Source organism: Bifidobacterium leontopitheci (assembly GCF_009193355.1).
In the GTDB taxonomy this organism is placed as follows: Bacteria; Actinomycetota; Actinomycetes; order Actinomycetales; family Bifidobacteriaceae; genus Bifidobacterium; species Bifidobacterium leontopitheci.
Map to the genome: position 1 here is coordinate 55,786 of NZ_WBVT01000009.1, position 15,554 is coordinate 71,339.

General features: G+C 65.7%; 10 protein-coding genes. 5 read left to right on the forward strand and 5 right to left on the reverse strand.

Annotation, left to right across the window (positions count from 1 at the left end):
* Window positions 1-20: 20 nt before the first annotated feature.
* The gene (locus F7D09_RS04555; protein WP_152234228.1) at window positions 21-1,604 is read left to right on the forward strand and encodes a C69 family dipeptidase; all 1,584 of its coding nucleotides are present in this window, start codon (window positions 21-23) and stop codon (window positions 1,602-1,604) included.
* A 335-nt stretch (window positions 1,605-1,939) separates the two neighbouring features.
* Complete coding sequence (locus F7D09_RS04560) at window positions 1,940-3,574, forward strand: peptide ABC transporter substrate-binding protein (protein ID WP_152234229.1); 1,635 nt, start codon at window positions 1,940-1,942, stop codon at window positions 3,572-3,574.
* Between the two features lie 293 nt (window positions 3,575-3,867).
* Here F7D09_RS04560 and F7D09_RS04565 read toward each other — a convergent pair whose 3' ends face one another.
* From F7D09_RS04565 to F7D09_RS04580, 4 genes are all read right to left on the reverse strand, one after another.
* Window positions 3,868-5,946 (reverse strand): DUF5696 domain-containing protein, encoded by a 2,079-nt coding sequence (locus F7D09_RS04565; protein WP_152234230.1) that lies wholly within the window; start codon window positions 5,944-5,946, stop codon window positions 3,868-3,870.
* Window positions 5,947-6,388: 442 nt separating this feature from the next.
* Window positions 6,389-8,026, reverse strand: a complete 1,638-nt coding sequence (locus F7D09_RS04570) for a peptide ABC transporter substrate-binding protein (RefSeq protein WP_152234231.1) — start codon at window positions 8,024-8,026, stop codon at window positions 6,389-6,391.
* 1,070 nt (window positions 8,027-9,096) lie between these two features.
* Window positions 9,097-10,212: a glycosyltransferase family 2 protein gene (locus F7D09_RS04575; RefSeq protein WP_152234232.1), complete on the reverse strand. Its 1,116-nt coding sequence runs from the start codon at window positions 10,210-10,212 to the stop codon at window positions 9,097-9,099.
* A 27-nt stretch (window positions 10,213-10,239) separates the two neighbouring features.
* The gene (locus F7D09_RS04580) at window positions 10,240-11,055 is read right to left on the reverse strand and encodes a TetR/AcrR family transcriptional regulator (RefSeq protein ID WP_193312330.1); all 816 of its coding nucleotides are present in this window, start codon (window positions 11,053-11,055) and stop codon (window positions 10,240-10,242) included.
* 344 nt (window positions 11,056-11,399) lie between these two features.
* On the opposite strand from F7D09_RS04580, the gene F7D09_RS04585 reads away from it, so the two are divergent.
* From F7D09_RS04585 to F7D09_RS04595, 3 genes are all read left to right on the forward strand, one after another.
* A complete protein-coding gene (locus F7D09_RS04585; protein WP_193312329.1) occupies window positions 11,400-11,696 on the forward strand; it encodes a type II toxin-antitoxin system RelB/DinJ family antitoxin in 297 nt (98 codons plus the stop codon).
* A complete protein-coding gene (locus F7D09_RS04590; protein WP_152234235.1) occupies window positions 11,696-11,986 on the forward strand; it encodes a type II toxin-antitoxin system RelE/ParE family toxin in 291 nt (96 codons plus the stop codon). The genes F7D09_RS04585 and F7D09_RS04590 overlap by 1 nt, the downstream gene beginning before the upstream one ends.
* A 301-nt stretch (window positions 11,987-12,287) precedes the next feature.
* A complete protein-coding gene (locus F7D09_RS04595) occupies window positions 12,288-13,625 on the forward strand; it encodes a metallophosphoesterase (RefSeq protein WP_152234236.1) in 1,338 nt (445 codons plus the stop codon).
* Between the two features lie 773 nt (window positions 13,626-14,398).
* On the opposite strand, the gene F7D09_RS04600 is transcribed toward F7D09_RS04595, so the two are convergent.
* A complete protein-coding gene (locus tag F7D09_RS04600; protein ID WP_152234237.1) occupies window positions 14,399-15,460 on the reverse strand; it encodes a LacI family DNA-binding transcriptional regulator in 1,062 nt (353 codons plus the stop codon).
* Between the last annotated feature and the right edge of the window lie 94 nt (window positions 15,461-15,554).

Here is a 15,554-nt window from a genome sequence, read left to right on the forward strand (position 1 = left end):
GTGCTCCTACAGTGGAAACCATGTCTTGCACCACTATTCTCATCGGAAAAGAAGCCAGCAACACCGGCGCGACCATCATCGCCCGCGACGACGATTCCGGCTCCGGCCGCTACGACCCGAAGCGGTTCGTCGCCGTCCGCCCCGAAGACCAGCCGCGCCACTATGTGAGCGTGCTCAGCCACGTTGCCATCGACCTTCCGGACGACCCGTGCCGCTACAGCATCGTGCCGAACGTCCTCAACAACCGCGGCATCCTCGCGGAGGCCGGCGCCAGCGAGCGCAACGTGGCGATGAGCGCCACCGAGACCATCGCCGTCAACGAGCGCGTGCTCGCCGCCGACCCGCTCGTCGAGCTCGTGCCCGCCCACGGCCAGCCGGGCGATGACGACTACAAGCCCGAGGTCCCTGGCGGCATCGGCGAGGAGGACATCATCACGCTCGTCCTGCCGTACGTGCATACGGCCCGTGAAGGCGTCGCCCGGCTTGGCGGGCTGCTTGAGCGGTACGGCACGTACGAGTCGAACGGCGTGATCATCTCCGACGTGGACGAGATCTGGTATGTCGAGACGATCGGCGGCCACCATTGGATCGCCCGCCGCGTGCCCGACGACTGCTACGCGACCATCCCCAACCAGCTGGGCATCGACGACTTCGACATGTCGGACGCGTTCGGCGCGCAACGCTACTTCATGTGCAGCGCCGACCTGCGCGAGTTCATCGACGGCCATCACCTCGACCGCGGCATGGGCCAGGCCTCTGCCGCCGAGGGCCGGATCGCGCCCTGGCAGCTGCCGGACCACTTCAACCCGCGCACGGTGTTCGGCTCCACTTCGCCGCGCGACCACATCTACAACACGCCGCGCGCCTGGTACATGCAGCGCCATCTTAACCCCAGCGAGGACTGGGATTCGCCGGCCGCCCGCTACACGCCGTCCTCCGACGACATCCCGTGGTGCCGTGTGCCGGAGAACAAGGTGACCATCGAGGACGTGGATTTCCTGCTCGGCTCGCACTTCGAGGACACGCCGTACGACCCGTACGGCACGCTCGGCACGCCCGAGTCGCGCCACCGCTACCGCCCGATCGGCGTGAACCGCACCGGCCACATGGTTGCGATCGAGCTGCGCCCGGACGTTCCCGATGCCGCCCGCGCGGTCATGTGGATCTCGTACGGTTCCGGCGTGTTCACCACGGCCGCGCCGTTCTACGCGAACGTCGACGACACGCCCGCCTACCTGCGCGACACCACGCCGACCGTCTCGACCGACAACCTGTACTGGACGAACCGGCTGATCGCGGTCATCGCCGACGCGCACTGGTATGAGACGGCGAACGCGATCGGCGCGTACGTCGAGCAGGTGCGTGCGTATGGTCACCGGCTGGTCGAGCAGACGGACACCGCGGTGGCAGCCGCCGGTGACGTAGCCGCCGGTGACGCAGCCGCAACGGACGGCCGTCCGGCGACGGCGTTGCTCGCCGAGGCGAACGAGCGGATGGCCGACTTCCTGCGCGAGCGTACGTCGAAGCTGCTCGACCGCGTGGTCTACGACGGCAGCAACCACATGAACAACGCCTTCGCGATGTCCGACCGCTGGGTCGCCTGACGCGGCAGCATGCTCTCCTGACGCGGCAGCGCGCTCTCCGTGCGCATTGTCTTCTTCTGTTGTCACAGCGGGTACCTACCCGCTGTGACGTGAGCCACGGAACTGTTGCGATTACTGGGATTTCACTGTTGCGTCACAGCGGGTGCCTACCCGCTGTGACAGGGGGACGGTCAGACGGCGGTCCGCCGGTCCTCTCGCCACCCCGCCTCCATCCTCATTCCACAATCCGTCTCACGACGTGGTCACGTCGCCGAATGCGGAACATCACACCGTTATATTGCGTGACTTAAGAACGCCGGAATGGAGAGCCGGCGGGGAACAGAGAGAGGATTGCCATGAATCTCAAGAAACGTATCATCGCGAGCGCCGCCGCCGTGTGCGCGGCCGCGATGCTGCTGTCCGGCTGCGGCAGCTCCAACACCACCAACAGCGCCACCGGCGAGGACTCGGTCATCTCGTACGCGTCCATCGAGCCGAAAAGCAAGCTGATCCCCGGCGACACCAACGAGACGCCGGCCGCGATCGTGCTGCGCGAACTCTTCTCCGGCCTGGTCTCCTACAACCAGGACGGCTCCACGGCCAACGAGGTCGCCAAGTCCATCACCGCCAACGACGACTCCAGCCAGTACACGATCGAACTGAACTCCGGCTGGAAGTTCACCGACGGCACGCCGGTCACCGCCGAATCGTTCGCCAAGGCGTGGAGCTACACCGCGAACGCGACGAACGCCCAGATCGCCTCGTCGTTCTTCTCCTCGATCAAGGGCTACGACGACCTGCAGAAGAAGGGCGTCGACAAGAACGCGCAGCTGTCCGGCATCGACGTGCAGAGCGACACCAAGATGGTCGTCACGCTCAACGCCCCGAACTCCACGTTCCCGACCATGCTCGGCTACACCGCGTACATGCCGCTGCCCGAGTCCTTCTACAAGGACCCGTCCGCGTTCGGCGAGCACCCGGTCGGCAACGGCCCCTACAAGTTCGACTCGTGGGAGCACAACAAGTACATCAAGATCTCGCGCAACAAGGACTACAAGGGCCCGCGCAAGGTGAAGAACGCCGGCATCGAATACCGCGTCTACACCGACACCGCGGCCGCCTACGCCGACGTGCAGGCCGGCAACCTCGACCTGAGCGGCGTGCCCGCCAACGCGATGAAGACCTTCCAGACCGACTCCAACGTCAAGGCGTACAGCCAGCCCGGCTCGAGTATCATGTTCTTCACGATCCCCGAGCGTCTTGAGCACTTCGGCCGCAACAAGGAAGGCAACCTGCGTCGCCAGGCCCTGTCCATGGCCATCAACCGCGCGCAGATCGCCAAGAAGATCTTCAACGGCACCCGCACCCCGGCCGTCGACTTCATCGCGCCGTCCATCCCCGGCTACACCGACCAGCTCAAGGGCAAGACCGTGTTCGAGTACAACCCGGACGAGGCCAAGAAGCTGTGGGACGAGGCCAACAAGATCTCGCCGTGGACCGGTCCGCTGACCTTCACGTACAGCGCCGACCAGTCGGGCTACAAGGAGACCGCCGAGGCGATCGTCAACTTCTGGAGCCAGGCGTTCGGCGTCGAGACCAAGACCGTCATCGTGCCGACGTTCACCGAGATGGCCGAGCAGATGGACACCCGCAAGACCAGCACGCCGTACATGATGGGCTGGTCCGCCGACTACCCGGCCGCTGACGACTACCTCGTGCAGCTGTACGACTCGTCCACCGCCGACGGCAAGGGCGCGAACTACGGCGACTACAAGAACCCGGAGTTCGACGCGTTCATGGACAAGGCGCTCGCCTCGTCCGACTCCGAGACCGCGAACAAGTACTACCACGAGGGCGAGGAGATCCTCACGCAGGAGCTGCCGAACGTCCCGCTGTTCTACATGAACGCGATCGCCGTCTCCACGCCGAACCTCAAGAACGTCAAGTTCGGCTACGACAACGTGCCGCTGCTCGACCAGATCCAGAAGTGACATTCTGAATCGGCGGTAGTGCCGATACAGTAGTGCCGATACGGCAAGGGGCGGGGTCCGCAAGTTGGTTGCGGACCCCGCCCCTTGTGTTGTTGTTGCGTGTGTCGTGTGTTGCGTTCCGCAGTCTCGTCACAGCGGGTACCCACCCGCTGTGACGGCACCGCGGAATCGTTGCGATTATTGGGGTTTCGTTGTTGTGTCACAGCGGGTAGGTACCCGCTGTGACACAGAGCGTCACGCATGGTGTGTTGCGCTGCGTCATGCGATCACCGTGCGTCACGCGACCGCAATCGTCACGCGATCACATATGTGTTCGCGTGGAAGTCGCACGTGACCGCCGAGCCGTCGGCGAACTGCGAACGCTGCACGAGCGGGTCGCCGCCCACGAAATCGTGACGCACCAGCTCCTGCATGCCCACCTTCTCATGGAAGTCGGCGACCGCGCGGCACCGTTCGATGTCGTTCTCGGTGCGGACGCGCGCCGCCTCATCCATGTCGCCGTCCACGCCGATGTACGCGGCGTCGCGGATCAGATACGGCGCGCCGCCGTTGAGCAGCGCGTACAGCATGTAATCCTCGCCGCCGGCCACGCGCTCCATCATCCACGGCTCGATCACGCAGTCATGGTAGACGAGGTTGTACAGCGGCACCGGCACACCCTGCCGCGGCGCGTCGGGCGAACGCATCTGGAAGTCGTACGGTGCGTAATGGCAGAACACGAGGCTCGGCACCGCCCAGTCGGAGACCTCCTCGGAACTGGAGAGGATGCCGTGCGAAAGCAGGTATTCGAAGCATTCCGCACGCCGCTCGTAACAGTCGCGCCGGCTCATGCGATGCTCCGGATTCGTGCATTCGTCGCCCTCGTTGCAGGTGAACACGTCAAGGTACGCGCAGTCGAGCCGCACGCCGTGCGCGGCGATCTCGCCGAAGTTGCGGCGCACGTAGTCCGGCGCGAGCTCGGCGCACAGGTAGGTCTGGTGGCCGCCCGCCCAGCGCGCGTGCTCGGGGTTCGTGCCGTCCGCCTGCAGCACCGCGTTGCGGCGGTCGAACGTGGCGGCGGTGAAGTAGTAGTCGCGGTACTGGTCGTGCGTGCCGAACATGTCGCCCTGCGCGTGGATCGTGTCGACCAGCGACTTCATGCCGTCCCAGCCGCCGGCTTCGCGGCACGCCGGCAGATAGTCGGGATGCTCGTTGTCGTAGCCGGGCTGCGCCCAGCCGTCAAGATGCATGAACAGACGGCCGGCGCCCATCGCATGCAGCGTGCGCATCTGCTTTTCGCGTTGCGCGAACGTGACGAGCGAATCGTTCTTGCCGGGGTCCTGCGGATCGTAGAACGACGAGTCCGGCTGCACCTTCGTCTTGATGCCGACATGCACCCACGACCGGCCGATCAGGTCACGCACGGACGGGTTGCGCGCCGCCTTCTCGGCGAGCGTGCGCAGGCGGCCGCGCTCGTTCACCCAGCGGCGGTACTCCTTGCACACGGCCGTGTGGTCGGCGTGCGCGAGCAGTTTCAGGCGCACCACGCGGCGGTAGTCCATGCGGCCGAGGCTCGGCTCGAACCACATGCCGACGTGCGTGGACGGGCCGCCGGCCGGATGGTCGATGCCGTAGCCGGCGTTCCACGGCGTCTCGCAGATCGCGATGTAGCCGTCGCCGCCCGCGAAGGCGGGGGTGCTGCTGTTGCCGGGCGTCGCGCTGTTGCCGGTGGTGCTGTTGCCGGACGTCGCCGCGCCGCGCACCTGCGCGAACCACGGCATGTAGCCGCCGGCCGTCTCGAATCGGCCGTCGAACGCGATGTCCTTGGTCGTCACCGCGGTAGGCCAGTCGTTCGGAATCATGACGCCCTGCTCGTGCGTGATGAGCGTGACGTCGCGGCTGGTCGGACGGTCGAACTCCATCGCGGCAGGCCACTTGACGGTCTGGATGTCGAGACCCGTCTCGTTGAGCGGAATCCACTCGAACAGCACGTCGCCGCTCGCGCGTTCCACCCACACCCACGTCTCGAAGGCGTACGCGGTGTTGCCAAAGCCGGTGTACGTGCTGACCACGCCGGCGCCGGTGCCGGTTTCGCGGCGGGCGTGCGCGATCGCGGCAGCGTCGGTGAACGCGAACGTGCCCTGTTTGGTGATCAGCTTCGGCGTGCAGGCGACATCGTCGGTTTCGGCCCATTCGGCGGGGGCGGGGGTGGGCGTGCTGGTGCCGGGCGTGCTGGACGCTTCGGCGGTCGCGCTGGACGCTGCTGTGGTCGCGCGGCTGAACGAGAAGCGGCCGGTGCGCGGGTCGAATCGCAGCGTGGTGCCGGCGACGGTGATCTCCGTACGCTGCGTGATCGGCTCAGGCGGCGCGACGGGCGTCAGTTCGATGGACATGCGTGTTGTTCCTCCTGGTTGGTGGGTTGGTGTTGGTCGGTCGATGCGAATCGGTTGGAACGGTGCAGACTGGTAGGCCTGCCCTTTTGAGTGCGGGCCGGGTCTGTTGGCGGGCTGGAACGGTACGGGCCGAACTGGGCTGGCGGGCTGGTAGGCCTGCCCAGTTCAGTCCGCCAAACCTTCCTAAGATACACAATGTGCATCTTAGGGAGATAGCGGCATGGATTGTGCGCCCTAAGGTACACAATCCATGCCGCTCCTTCACGTTTTCCTCACAAAATTTCCCCAAGACGCACATTGTGCATCTTGGGGAGGGGGACGGGGTTCGTGACATCACAGCGGGTGTCGGGCAGGCACGTACAGCCCTACCCGACACCCGCTGTGACATCCGGTCAGCTGGCTGACAGCCGGCCGGACGCGGACTGATGGTCCACGCTCGTCCTTACTTCTTGGTCAGCGCGGTGAACACCGGGCCGCCACCGTAGTCGAACTCGACGCCGGAGACGTTCGGCGTGCTCGCCGCGGTCGCGTTCTGGTTCCACAGGGGGATGGCCGGCAGATCCTGCAGCAGGATCTCCTCACCCTGCTGGTAGTACTTGTTCGCCTCGTCGATCGACGACGCCGACAGCGCCTTGTCCATGAGCGCGTCGAACTTCGGGTTCTTGTAGCTGCCAGTGTTCGCGCCCTTGCCGTCCGCCGCGCTGGAAGCGTACAGCTGGATCAGGTAGTTGTCGGCGGAGGGGTAGTCCGGGCCCCAGCCGCTGCGGTACGCGGTGGTCATCTTGCCGGCGTCCACGTCGGCGAGGAACTCGGACGAGGTCGCCATCGCGGCGCCCTTGGCGGTGATGCCGAGCGTGTTCTTGATGGAGTTGCACACGGCCTCCACCCAGTTCTTCGCGTCGCCGTCGGCGTTGTACGCGATCTTGAACTCGCCGCTGAACTTGGAGATCGCGTCCGCCTTCGCCCACAGCTCCTTGGCCTTGGCCGCGTTGTAGGTCAGCACCTCGTTGCCCTTGAGGCTGTCGGAGTAGCCGCTGATCGGCTTGGCGAGGAAGTCGACGGCCGGCGTGGACGTGCCGTTGAAGATCTTCTCGGCGATGGTCTTGCGGTTGATCGCCATGGACAGGGCCTGACGGCGCAGGTTGCCCTCCTCGTTCTGACCGAAGTGCTCAAGCGACTCGGGGATGGTGAACGTCAGCGTGTTGCCGCCCGGCTGGTTGTACGCCTTGATGGAGCTGTCGTTCTGGAACGTGGACAGCTGCGTGGCGGGGATCGCGTTCGTGAAGTCGAGGTTGCCGCCCTTGAGGTCGGCGTACGCGGAGTCCGGCGACGTGTAGATCTTGAAGGTCAGGCCGTCGTTCTTGGCCACGCGGTTGCCCTTGTAATCGGGGTTTTTCACCATCTCGATGCTGCGGTTGTGCGTCCACGACTTGAACTTGTACGGGCCGTTGCTCACCGGGTTCTCGCCGAACTTCTTCGGATCCTTGAACGCGGACTCGGGCAGCGGCATGTACGCGTGGCTGCCGGACTTGACCGGGAACGCGGAGTCGGACTGCGACAGCTTCACGTCGATCGTGTAGTCGTCGGGCGTGCTCAGGCCGGACAGCGTGGCCTTCGGATCGACGTCGGCGGCCTGCAGCGCGTCGTAGCCTTCGATGGTGTTGAAGAAGCTGGCGCTCGCCTGCTTGTTCGCGCTGTTGGCGGTGTAGTTCCACGCGTCCACGAAGGAGTGCGCGGTCACGGGCGTGCCGTCCGTGAACTTCCAGCCCTTCTTGATCTTGATGACGTAGTGGGTGGCGTTGTCGCTGGAGGTGATGCTCTGGGCGACCTCGTTGTGGATGCTGCCGTCGGAGCCGTAGGTGACGAGGCCCGCGAACAGCTGGTCGACGACCTTGCCGCCGCCGGCCTCGGTCGTGTTGCCCGGGAACAGCGGGTGCGCCGGCTCGCTGCCGTAGACGGAGATGATGTTGGAGCCGGCCTCGGTGCCGGAGCCGCTCGTGCTGCTGGTGCCGCAGCCGCTGAGCAGCATGACGATGGCTGCGCCCGCCGCAAGCAGCGCGGTGCCGTACTTCTTCTTCATGGAAACCTCCCTGATAGTGCTGGCCGGGCGGATGGTGCTGTCGCTCGGCCGGTGCTCGGAGCCACGATAGGAGGATTTAGTAAACTATGTATGCATATGCCCGTATGTCGGGCAGCCGGTGTCGCTGTGTTGCTCCGCACGCCGCCCCCGATGACGGGGGCTGCATTGCGAAGTGAGACTGAGGGCGGTCCCTGTCTGGCTCCTGTTTTGCCCGATTCCCGGGGCATTGAATGTGAACGTCGATAAGTCTCGGGGCTGTGGAGTACACCCGCGTCACTCTGCTCGCCTGAGCACAGTGACGCATTGTCGAAACCCCTTGCAAACACTGGGCTTTCGCACCTGCGTCACTGTGTACGCCCGAGCACAGTGACGTGAAGATGCCAGTTGCACACGGTCGAGACAGGCCATAATCCGCTCCTTCTGCGTCCATGTGCTGCCAGCTGCGGCTTGTTCCTCGCATCAAACGCCCGCAGCTCGGCCCCGCCATTGATCCCTGCCGTCAGAATGCGCCCGCTATTACGCGCGCACCCGCCCTTTCCGCCGGGCTCCCCGCCTTCAGCGCGGCACAATCGGCCTGTTTTCGAGTACATTCCGGAGTAGGCGGGCATTGCCGCCAGTAGACACGATATGCCGCGATATGAGTTCCTTGGAAAATGGCGGAAACTGCAAGCCGATTTCCGGCCGATTCTGCTTGATACTCACGCCAATGCCCGCCTACTCCGGAATAGCCTTCAAATCATGCGGAATATGCGGGCGCGAACGCGCTGACATGCCCTGATATCGGCGCCCGACCGGCAGCCTGCCAGTCGGATAACCTTGATTTGCCGGCTGCCGGCTGGCCCATGCAAGAGTCACCGGCCTGTTTTGGACGGTACTCCGTATGCTTTGGTGCCGGCGCCGGCTATAAGCCGCTTTCCGTCTGCCGACGCCATTGGTATCAAGCCGTTTCTGGGATGCCGTACCCGCCTCGTGCACCCATCCGCCGCGCGAAGGAACCTAAGAATACGGAATACGGCCCGCAACAAGTCGGATTCGCAGTAAGCCGGCCCCGCATCTGGCCGGCCCGCCCATCAGTTGAACCCGACCACATGCTCAGCCACGGTGTACCCGCGCCGGATCACCCAGCGCCCCACCGAACCGCGCAGATTGAGTGCCCGCGAGACCAGCTTGCGCCGCACATCCTGCCCGATGCCCGCCGAGGCGGCGTCGATCGCCGCCCACATCTCGTCCTTGCGCCGGTAATTCGCCTTGTCCTTCGACAGGATCAGGAACACCGACGTCACCGAGCTCTCGATCGCAAGAAAATGGATCATATACCGATACAGCCCGTCCGGCACGGTCCCGCGCTCCGGCGTCGCCTCGACCATGCACCGGTTGACGTGCAGCAGCTGGTCCACCCGCCGGATCATCACGTCGGTCTGCACGCTTTGCCCGTCGCGCCCGATGAAATAGTGGTAGAACGGCACATCCAGGTACAGCATCGTGCGCACCCACGGGAACGGCTGGTACGCGTAGATGAAATCCACATAGAACGTGTGCTCCGGCAGCGTCATGCCGGAGTCGCGCACCACCTGCGTGCGGTAGATGAGCGCGTGCATGAGGATGTACTCGGCGATGCCGAACCGGCCGAGGTCGTCCCAGCCGAGTGTGCGCCCGGCCTGCATTGCGTGCCGGAAGTTCACCGTGTGCTTGTGCCGTTTGCCGACCTTGTCGTACACGTAGTTGGCCACGACCATGTCGACCGGGGCGGCCGCGTCGCGTTGTGCGCGCAACGTGTCCATCACCGTGTCGAACGAGGGCGTGTCCACCCAGTCGTCCGCGTCCACGACCTTCACGTACATGCCGCGCGCCGCCGCGATGCCCGTGTTGACCGCGCCGCCGTGTCCCTTGTTCGGCTGGTGGATGGCCCGCACGATGCCCGGATGCCGCCGCTCGTACAGGTCGGCGAGTTCGGCGGTCGCGTCGTGCGAGCCGTCGTCGACGATGAGGACCTCGATGTCGCTGGTGTCGCTCGCCGAGAGCAGCGATGCCACGCACCGTTCGAGATACGTCTCCATGTTGTATGCCGGCACCACGAACGTGAGTGTTTTCGCGGTTTCGGCCGGGGCGGGCGTCGGGGTGTCGGCGGCAGTCGCCCCCGCGGCCGCAACCGTGCCCGCGCCCGGTTGGTTCGTTGGCTGGTCCATTGAATCCATGATGTCCGTTATACAGGGTCACTCTGATTTACGGCTAAGGAGGGCGGATGCGTCGTCGCCGGACTCGTCGGTGCTGGATGGTTCGCCGTCCGCTGGCTCGTTGACGTCGCCGTCCGCAGCGGCGTCTTCGCCGGATCCGGCTGCTTCCGCCGTCTTCCCGGCCTTCGCCGCCGCCTTCTCCTCGGCCTTGCGCGCCCGCGCCTCGGCCTTCGCGGCCTCCTGCTTCGCCTTCTGGCTCTCGAAGCGCAGCGTCGGCTTCGAGTCGAGCCGCGAGAGGCCATGCCACGCCAGGTCCACGATGTACGCGGCCAGCTGCTCCTTGCTTACTTTGGGCCGGTCGGCCCAGTACTGCCCGGTGAACACGGTCATGCCGACGAGCATCTGCGCATAGTACGGCACGCCTTTGGGCGAGAGCTTCTGCCGTTTGAACGCCTCGGTCAGCAGGTCCTCGACGCGCAGGCTGATGTCGCCGAGCAGCGAGCTGAACGACCCGGCCGGATCGGTGCTCGGCGAGTCGCGTACGAGCACTTGGAACCCTTCGGCGTTCTCCTCTATATACGTGAGCAATGCGAGCGCCGCGCGTTCCACGATCTGCCGTGGGTGCGTGGTCGTGTCGGTGAGCGACTGGATGAGCGCGCCGGTGAGCGCCTGCATCTCGCGGTCGACGATCACGGCGTAGAGTCCCTCTTTGCCGCCGAAGTGTTCGTAGACGATCGGCTTGCTGACCTTGGCGTTCGCCGCGATCTCCTCGACGCTCACCGCCTCGAACCCCTTCGCCGCGAACAGTGCGCGTCCGACGCGGATGAGTTGCTCACGGCGTTGCAGCGCCGTCATTCGTGAAGCATTTGCCATGCCCACCAGTGTAATTGCCGAGCTGACCTCGGCCGGGTGAGCGGAGGTCGGGGCGCATGCGCGGCATGTATTCTGTTCTCCATGCGACGTTACCGGTCAAGCCGTTCGGCGGTTCGTGCCGTCCGGACACGGCTCGCCGGACTCACGTCGATGGTCTTGCCGGCGTCGCGATGCCGGAGCCAATGACAATCCGCGGCGAGGGTTCGCGCCGCCTGTCCCGTTTCCGTCGGGTGCGCCGACTCCCGCGATGTGTGCTGATGTGGTAAAATGCGTCACACCAGCACACAGTGCGTACGACATACAGGCACATGCAAAGGAGGTCCGTTATGACCGCAACGATGGTAGCCCCCGCCAAGGCGACGGAGTCCAAGGCCATCAGGGCCAACAAGCAGATCATCGCCCAGGCGTCGGAGGTGGCCGAGGAATACGGGCTCACCCTCGCCTCCGTCACCCGCGCGTTCTGGACGCAGATGGCCCGCACCCGCAGCATCCCGCTCACCTTCGAGTCGGAGCGGCCCAACGAGGAGAGCCGTGAGGCCCTCCGTGAAACCGAGGAGATCATCAGAAACGGCGGCCCCTCGTACGCCAGTCTCGATGAGATGTACAAGAGTCTGGGCATCTGATGTTGAGGCCGGCACCCACCGCGAAATACGCGCGAGACCTCAAACGTCTGCGGAAACGCCACGTCGACATCGGGCCGCTTGACACAGTGATGCAGCTCATTCTCGACAACACCGTCGAATCCATCGAGGAGCTGAAGCGCCGCCACAGCATGCACACGCTGTCGGGTGAGTGGCGCGGCTCCAACGAGTGCCATGTCGCCACCGCCGGCGACTGGCTGCTCATCTGGTGCACCACCGATGAACTGGCCATCTTCCAGCGCGCCGGCACCCACGACGAGCTTTTCGGCTGACCGCGCACACGTCATCGTCGGTTTCGTTCTTGCGGCCGTCCGCTCAGTTGCCGGGGACTTCACCATGCTGGACGAGAACAAAGAGACCGCGGGGAAGATCCGCACCGCCGCCGCAGGTTCGTCGCGAACGCGTGGCGCGACTACGACGCCACAGCGGCGGGAGTCCGGCTTGACGCGATCGTCGAGTGGCATCGGCTCAAACCGGCCGTCGCTTGCGCCCAGGGCCGAGACCGCCGCGCCATCGCCCGCCACCTGCCCGCCTTTCCGCGTCCCCACCGTCGCATGTACTACTCTTGACCGTATGACGGATTTCAACATCACCACGACGCGGCAGACCGCCGCCGGTTCCGGCATGGCGGCCGCGCCCGAGGACGTGCGCCCGGTCTCCGTGTCGGCGCGGCTGGGACGGCTGCAGTTCCACCGTTCCGGCAAGTTCCGCGTGCTCCAGCTCGCCGACATCCAGGACAGTCCGAAAGTCAACAAGGACACGGTCCGGCTCATCGCCGCCGCGCTGGACGCCGCCCGGCCGGACGTCGTGATCTTCACCGGCAACCAGATCGCCGGTTATGACGACGTGTTCCGCGACACGTTCCGCCGTCGCCGTTGGGACGACGCGAACCGCACGCACATCGGCGTGACGACCAGCAAGGTGCGCGTGGCGATGGGCGAGATGCTGCGGCCGCTCATCGAACGCGGCATCCCGTTCGCGTGGACGTACGGCAACCATGACATGCAGAGCGGCCTCGACACGTCGGTCATGGAGGAGATGGTCCGCTACTTTCCCGGCTGCCTGAACCCGCCGAGCCCGGCCGCCGCCGAGCCATTCGCCGACGCGGCCGACGATGCCGCCGACGTCCCGTTCGTCGAGCAGGCGGTCCCCGAGTCCGGACTGCCCGACCAGCGGGTGATCTCGTGCGAGCCGGGCACGTTCGCGCTGCCGGTCATGAGCGCGGACCGTTCGCGCGTGGTGCTGGGACTGGTCGTGCTCGACTCCGGCGACTACGCGCGCGAAGGCGGCTACGGCTCGCCCAGCGCCCGCGCGCTGCGGTTCCTGCGCGAGGTGCCGCAACGGATTGGCGGCGCTCGTTCGCTCGTGTTCCAGCATCTGCCGCTGCCGCAGTACTATGACGTGCTGCGCACGGTGCCGAGCAACGAGGAGAACGCGATGCAGGGGTATCGCACGCACGACGCGCAGTACTACGTGCTCGACCCCGACCGCACGCTGCCCGGCGGCTACCTCGGCGAGGGCGTGAGCTGCCCCGACCATGACAGCGGCGAGTTCGCGATCCTGCGCGACACGGACGGGTATATCGGCGTCGTCGCCGGGCATGACCATCGCAACGGCTTCGTCGGCTCGCTCAACGGGCTGATGCTCGTCGCCACGCCGACCTGCGGGTTTTCGTCGTACGGTCCGGCCGCCGCGAACCGTGCCGCCCGGCTGTTCGAGTTCGACATCCGCCACCCGTACAGCCCACGTACGCAGCTGCTCACGTACGGCGAGCTCGTGGGCAAGCCGAGCGGCGGCAAGGCGTATACGTTCGCGGTCGAAGGCCAGTCGAACGCGGCCGGCGGCGACGTCAACCTGTTGAAGAAGCCCGGCCTGCTCGCCGGCGTCGCCGCAGTGCTCAAGAAGCTGTAGTGGGACGGGCGGGGCGGCTGTCGGCGAGCGTCTGTGGCTGTTTAGAGGCGTCTTGGCGTAGTCGCGCCCGTGGTTTCCGCTTGATTTACGGGCTTTTCCCGAATAGGCGGGCATCGGTGTGAGTATCGCGGGGAATTCGCCCTGCGGTTTCCGCGGTTTTCCAAGGAATGGGCTCCGGGGTATGCCGCGTCTGCCGGGGTGATGCCCGCCTATTACGGAATGCGGCTGGAAACAGGCCGTTTGCGCTGTATGCCCGTGCTTGTGCTCCCCTCAAGATGCACATTGTGCATTTTCAGGGGAGCCGACCCTTGGATTGTGCGCCTTAAGGTGCACATTCTTAGGGTTTTCATTGCATATCCATTACAAAAAATCCCCAAGGTGCACATTGTGCATCTTGGGGTATACGGGATGCGGGAGTGCGGGCCGGATTCGCCTGCCCGCGCCCGCAGACAACGCGCCAGCCCCGCCCGTTGCTGCGCGAATCCGGGTACGGCGGCCGGCTTGACCTGGCTAATCGGGCTGGCCTGGAGCATCCGGCAGCAAGGGAGGAAGGGGAGCGAATCAACCGAGCTCGGCCTGGCTCCCCGGAGTCATGCCGAGCGAATCCGGGTACGGCGGCCAGTTGATCTAGTCGGCCCGGATCCTGCACCTTACCGTGTGCATCCGGATGCGACGACTAGCCTTGGCCTGACTGGGCCGGAGTCCCGCGCCATATCGCGCAATCCGCACCCGTGGCCGCCGCGGAGGGGAACACGTTCACATGCCCCTACGCCTTACTGCGCGAAGCCGGGCACGGTGGTCGCGCGGCGCGTGAACTTGGGCGGCGTGGTCTCCAATCCCGGCTCCATCTCATCGCCTTCGACCTGCCCCACGGCAAGGTCCACCGCGCGATGGCCAGTGATCTCGGCCTCCGGCGAGACGTTGCTGACCGGCACGGGCTGCGCGGCGGCGAACTCGTCGCTGCACTCGCCGATGAGCGCGATGTCGCGTCCCGGCTCGACGCCGCGCATCAGCATCATCTGTTCGATCCAAGCGAGCGTGCGCGGCGACCGCGCGTAGACGCACACGCCGCCACGCGCCTTCCACTCGTCGAACCGGTCCGCAATCGGCGCGAACGACTGCCAGCTGGTGTCCCGCGCATCGAACCGCTCCCACGTCATGCCGTACCGTTCCGCGCCTTCGCGCGTGGTCCGCTCGTACGCTTCGATGAACGGGAACCGTCCGTTGCCGCGCGGGTCGCCCACCACGACGAGCGAGTGAGCGCCGATCGCATGCGCCTCCCAGACCGCCAGCCCGTCAATCGCCGAACGGTCCGCGTTGACGCAGCGGAAGACGTAAGGTTCACCCGGATTGCCGTACGGCACGACCGGCACGCCGAGCTTCGCCGCCTGCGCGAGCCGCCGGTCGTTCGTGCGGATGTCGAGCATGATGAACGCGTCGACGAGCTTGCCCTTGGCGAGCCGCCGCATGTCGTCGGTGACGCTGGCGGCCGACTCGTCGCCGTGCTTGTCCGGCCGCGAGGTGAGCAGGATGAGGTCGTATCTGCGCTCGCGGGCGCGGGTCTGGATCGCCCGGATGATGGGCAGCAGTTCGGCGCCCTGCGTGTCCGCTGTCATCTCGGTGACGAGTCCGAGGATGTGCGAATGCCCGATGATCATGGCCTGCGCGTGCAGGTCGGGCACGTAGCCGAGCTGGTCCATGGCGCGCCTCACCTTGGCCTGCGTTTTGGCGGAGATGTTGCGTTTGCCGCTGAGCACGTACGACACCGTGCTTTGCGAGACCCCGGCCAGTGCGGCCACGTCCTTCGATGATACGGTGCGTTGCGGTGCGGGCATGCGTGGTTCCTTTGGCTTGGGATGGGACTGATGGGCTGTCGATACGTTTCCTAAGTATATGCGTGTGCCGTGGCGTGCGCGGTGTGCGCGTTCA

Excerpts from the sequence above, each read along its gene's own strand:
- F7D09_RS04565 (WP_152234230.1), bottom strand. The coding sequence starts at position 5,946 with ATGTCCATCGAACTGACGCCCGTCGCGCCGCCTGAGCCGATCACGCAG.
- F7D09_RS04570 (WP_152234231.1), bottom strand. The coding sequence starts at position 8,026 with ATGAAGAAGAAGTACGGCACCGCGCTGCTTGCGGCGGGCGCAGCCATC.
- F7D09_RS04585 (WP_193312329.1), top strand. The coding sequence starts at position 11,400 with ATGACCGCAACGATGGTAGCCCCCGCCAAGGCGACGGAGTCCAAGGCC.
- F7D09_RS04580 (WP_193312330.1), bottom strand. The coding sequence starts at position 11,055 with ATGACGGCGCTGCAACGCCGTGAGCAACTCATCCGCGTCGGACGCGCA.
- F7D09_RS04600 (WP_152234237.1), bottom strand. The coding sequence starts at position 15,460 with ATGCCCGCACCGCAACGCACCGTATCATCGAAGGACGTGGCCGCACTG.
- F7D09_RS04595 (WP_152234236.1), top strand. The coding sequence starts at position 12,288 with ATGACGGATTTCAACATCACCACGACGCGGCAGACCGCCGCCGGTTCC.
- F7D09_RS04560 (WP_152234229.1), top strand. The coding sequence starts at position 1,940 with ATGAATCTCAAGAAACGTATCATCGCGAGCGCCGCCGCCGTGTGCGCG.
- F7D09_RS04590 (WP_152234235.1), top strand. The coding sequence starts at position 11,696 with ATGTTGAGGCCGGCACCCACCGCGAAATACGCGCGAGACCTCAAACGT.
- F7D09_RS04575 (WP_152234232.1), bottom strand. The coding sequence starts at position 10,212 with ATGGACCAGCCAACGAACCAACCGGGCGCGGGCACGGTTGCGGCCGCG.
- F7D09_RS04555 (WP_152234228.1), top strand. The coding sequence starts at position 21 with ATGTCTTGCACCACTATTCTCATCGGAAAAGAAGCCAGCAACACCGGC.